This window comes from Streptomyces sp. CO7 (assembly GCF_053474865.1).
The window spans coordinates 577,918-581,400 of record NZ_JBRIOU010000003.1 but is presented as its reverse complement, the minus strand read 5'-3'; the positions used below and the strand labels follow the sequence as shown (position 1 = coordinate 581,400).

General features: G+C 68.8%; 2 protein-coding genes. One reads left to right on the top strand and one right to left on the bottom strand.

The window, feature by feature from the left end; translation table 11 throughout:
- Positions 1-414: 414 nt before the first annotated feature.
- Positions 415-1,155 (top strand): transglycosylase SLT domain-containing protein, encoded by a 741-nt coding sequence (locus ACOV8S_RS12635; RefSeq protein WP_448317877.1) that lies wholly within the window; start codon positions 415-417, stop codon positions 1,153-1,155.
- A 115-nt stretch (positions 1,156-1,270) separates the two neighbouring features.
- Here ACOV8S_RS12635 and ACOV8S_RS12630 read toward each other — a convergent pair.
- Positions 1,271-3,483, bottom strand: a 2,213-nt coding sequence (locus ACOV8S_RS12630) for an ATP-binding cassette domain-containing protein (protein WP_448317876.1), incomplete at its 5' end; no start/stop codon positions are given.

Here is a 3,483-nt window from a genome sequence, read left to right as displayed (position 1 = left end):
GTCCCGGGGACCGGTTCCAGGTCGGACGCGGGTCCCGGGCCGTCCCGGATTTCACTGACACAAAGCATTGCGCCAGCAACTCTGCGTGAGTCGGCACGGGGTGCCGTGTGAGGCCGTCCACGAGACCCCCGTCACTTACGAAGAACGATAGGAGACAAGCGGGACATTCTTTCGCACGCTGAGCTGCGTCTACGTCAGAGTCTGTCCCGATTTGCCGGATACGTCCTCCTATCCGGGATCGTAGATCACATGATTGCCAGGCCATTTTGCGATCGCTAAGAATTGCTCATGTCGCTCACCGCGGCGGATTCGTCCGCAGCGAAGAGACGCCCCTCGGGTGCACTTCCGTCCGGCCAGTCCGGACAGTCCGAACCCCCGGACGCCGAGCGACCTCCGCGCAACGAATGAGGTTCCATGCCGAAGTTCAACCTTTCCGCTTATCGCACCGCCGTCACCAAGAAGCAGATGCAGAAGATCGGCATCGCCGGTGCCGGCGCCCTGAGCGCCGCGGCTCTCGCCTTCACCGTTGTTCCGGCCGACGCCGAGACGACCACCAACGAGGCCGGCCAGGCCACGTCCGTGGTCTACAGCGCCGACCAGATCAAGAACGTGAAGGCCGGCGTCGCCGACCAGGCCGCGGGTGCGAGCGTGAAGGCCGAGGCCGTCGCCGCCAAGCAGGCGGAGCAGAAGGCCGAGGAGAAGAAGGCCGCCGACGAGGCCGCTGCCAAGAAGGCCGCTGCCGAGCAGGCTGCCAAGGAGCGCGAGGCCAAGGAGGCCGCCAGCCGTTCCGCCGCCCGTCCGGTCGCCAAGCCGGCCGAGGCGAAGAAGGTCTACGCGAACAACCTGGACGGTTGGATCCGCGAGGCCCTCGACATCATGGACAAGAACGACATCCCGGGTTCGTACCACGGGCTGTACAAGAACATCATCCGTGAGTCCTCGGGCAACCCGAAGGCGATCAACCTCTGGGACATCAACGCCCAGAACGGCATCCCGTCCAAGGGCCTGCTGCAGGTCATCCCGCCGACCTTCGAGACGTACCACGTCAAGGGCACGCCCGACGACATCTACCACCCGGTGGCCAACATCGTGGCCGCGGCCAACTACGCCGCCGACCGCTACGGCACCATCGACAACGTCAACAGCGCGTACTGAGGCAGGCGCGGACCTCTGAGCGAGCATCGCTGACACGTTGAAAGGGCGGCACCCCCGACGGGGGTGCCGCCCTTGCGTCATGTCCGGGCCCGCCTCGGCGGCGGCTCCGGCAAGATCACTTGCGCATGACCTCCGGCTCGTGGCGGCGCAGGAAGCGCGCCACGAAGAAGCCGCAGACCACGCCGAGGCCGATCAGCGCGATCATGTCCAGCGACCAGGTGCCGAGGGTGTTCTCCCACAGCGGGTCGTTGTCCGCGCCGGCCTCCGGCGGGGCGATCCGGTTGAAGTCCAGCGTGGCGCCCGCGGCCGCGACCGCCCAGCGGGACGGCATCAGGTACGAGAACTCGTTGACGCCGAGCGTGCCGTGCAGGGCGAAGAGGCAGCCCGTGAACACCACCTGGATGATCGCGAACATCACCAGCAGCGGCATGGTCTTCTCGGCGGTCTTCACCAGCGCCGAGATGATCAGGCCGAACATCATCGAGGTGAAGCCCAGACCCATGATCGGCAGCGAGAGCTCGATCAGCGTCGAGTCGCCGAGCAGCAGGCCCTCGGCGGGGATGTCGCGGCTCGCGAAGCCGATCACGCCGACCAGCAGGCCCTGGAAGACGGTGATCATGCCGAGCACGAAGACCTTGGACATCAGGTACGCCGACCGGGACAGGCCGGTGGCCCGTTCCCGCTCGTAGATCACCCGCTCCTTGATCAGCTCGCGCACCGAGTTGGCGGCGCCCGCGAAACAGGCGCCGACCGCCAGGATCAGCAGGACCGTGGTGGCGGTGCCGTTGGGCACGACGCGCCCGGTCTGCGGGTGCAGCGGGTTGGGCAGCAGGCCGCGGTCCGGGTTGATGAGCAGGCTCACCGCACCGATGACGGCCGGCAGCAGCACCATCAGGGCCAGGAAGCCGCGGTCCGAGACGATCACCGAGGTGTAGCGGCGCACCAGGGTCACGAACTGGGAGAACCAGCTCTGCGGCTTCGGCGGCCGGATCGCCTGCGGCGGCGGCATGTGCACCGGCTGCGGCGCCACCGCGTCGATGTCCGCGGCGTACGTCTGGTAGTGCTGCGAGCCCTTCCAGCGGCCCGCCCAGTCGTAGTCGCGGTAGTTCTCGAACGCGGAGAAGACGTCGGCCCAGGTGGTGTAGCCGAAGAAGTTGAGCGCCTCGTCGGGCGGGCCGAAGTAGGCCACCGCGCCGCCGGGCGCCATCACCAGCAGCTTGTCGCAGATGGCCAGCTCGGCCACCGAGTGGGTGACCACCAGGACGGTGCGGCCGTCGTCGGCGAGGCCGCGCAGCAGCTGCATGACGTCGCGGTCCATGCCCGGGTCGAGGCCGGAGGTCGGCTCGTCCAGGAAGATCAGCGACGGCTTGGTCAGCAGCTCCAGCGCCACCGACACGCGCTTGCGCTGGCCGCCGGAGAGCGAGGTGACCTTCTTGTCCTTGTGGATGTCGAGCTTCAGCTCGCGCAGCACCTCGTCGATCCGGGCGGCGCGCTCGGCGGACGTGGTGTCCGCGGGGAAGCGCAGCTTGGCCGCGTAGCCGAGGGCCTTCTTGACGGTGAGCTCCTTGTGCAGGATGTCGTCCTGCGGCACCAGACCGATGCGCTGGCGGAGCTCGGCGAACTGCTTGTACAGGTTCCGGTTGTCGTAGAGCACGTCGCCCTGGTCGGCGGGCCGGTAGCCGGTCAGCGCCTTGAGCAGGGTGGACTTGCCGGAGCCGGAGGGGCCGATCACGGCGATCAGCGACTTCTCCGGGACGGCGAACGAGACGTCCTTGAGGATCTGCTTGCCGCCGTCGACGGTGACGGTCAGGTGGCGGGCCGAGAAGCTGACCTCGCCGGTGTCGACGAACTCCTCCAGCCGGTCGCCGACCAGGCGGAACGTCGAGTGGCCGACGCCGACGACGTCGGTCGGGCCGAGCAGCCGGGTGCCGCCCTTGGGTATGGGCTGGCCGTTGACGTAGGTGCCGTTGTGCGAGCCGAGGTCGCGGATCTCGAAGCGGCCGTCGGGAGTGGCGTGGAACTCGGCGTGGTGCCGGGAGACCTGCAGGTCGGAGACGACCAGCTCGTTCTCCAGGGCGCGGCCGATACGCATCACCCGGCCGAGGGAGAACTCGTGGAACGTGGTCGGGCTGCGCTCCGCGTAGATCGGCTGGGCGCCACCGGGAACGGCCTGGGGCGCCACCTGCGGAGGCACGGAGGGGCCCCCGCCCTGCTGCGGGAACGGCGCGGGCGCCTGATGGGGCACCGGGGGCTGCTGGGGACCCCAGCCTCCGCCCTGCGGGGCCTGGCCGGGGAAGGGCTGGGCGTGCGGCGCGGCCTGCGGTACGT

What these genes read in the sequence shown, in the direction of transcription:
- ACOV8S_RS12635 (WP_448317877.1), top strand. Translation starts at nt 415, where the DNA reads ATGCCGAAGTTCAACCTTTCCGCTTATCGCACCGCCGTCACCAAGAAG.